Source organism: Thermomonas alba (assembly GCF_022419205.1).
Taxonomy (GTDB): Bacteria; Pseudomonadota; Gammaproteobacteria; order Xanthomonadales; family Xanthomonadaceae; genus Thermomonas; species Thermomonas alba.
Genome location: NZ_JAJOZU010000030.1, coordinates 1 through 782, shown reverse-complemented (window position 1 = coordinate 782; position 782 = coordinate 1). Strand labels below are relative to the sequence as shown.

The window sequence follows — 782 nt, the reverse complement described above, 5'->3', positions numbered from 1 at the left end:
CTGCAGCGCGGCGATCGTCGCCACATCGTGGTGTTGCCCCCGGCGGGGGCCGATGCGGCGCTGCCCATGCCCGACGGTGGCCAGCCTGTGGCCCGGCAGGACACACGCGCCGCCCACGATGCGATAAACCGACGCTTCGCGTGACAAATGTCACGCGCGGGCTTGGTCGCGGTCAAACCCTATCCCCTCCATGATTGACCTGTGGCAGGCTGAACCCTCTGCGCACATCCATGCAGGGGGGATCGAGCCTTGCGCCGCAATTTGCCCGTCACGCAACGCGAGTACGCCTTCGATGGCCGTGTCACGCTGCTGTCCACCACCGACCCCAAGGGGCGGATCACCTACGCCAATGCGGCCTTCGTCGCCGTCAGCGGCTACGAGGCCGAAGAACTGATCGGCCAGCCGCACAACCTGGTGCGGCATCCCGACATGCCGCCCGAGGCCTTTGCCGACATGTGGAAGACCATCCAGTCGGGGGTGTCGTGGACGGCGCTGGTGAAAAACCGCCGCAAGAATGGCGACCACTACTGGGTGCGGGCCAATGCCGCCCCCATGGTGCGCGACGGGCAACTGGTGGGCTATCTGTCGGTGCGCACCGCACCCGAGCGGGCCGAGATCGACGCCGCCGAGCGCCTGTACGCCGCGTTTCGCGAGGGGCGCGCGCGGGGCTGGGCCTTCCACCGCGGGCTGGTGGTGCGCACCGGTTGGCTGGCTGCGGGGCGCCGTCTGTTGCAGTGCGCCAGCACGGCCACCCGCATGCGGCTGGCGGTCTGGGGTGCGGC

At 69.6% G+C, this 782-nt stretch carries 1 protein-coding gene; it reads left to right on the top strand.

The genetic code is table 11. From position 1 onward, the window contains the following. Positions 1-249: 249 nt before the first annotated feature. Positions 250-782: PAS domain-containing protein (locus ML342_RS11575; protein WP_240127175.1), on the top strand; the 533-nt coding region annotated here is incomplete at its 3' end.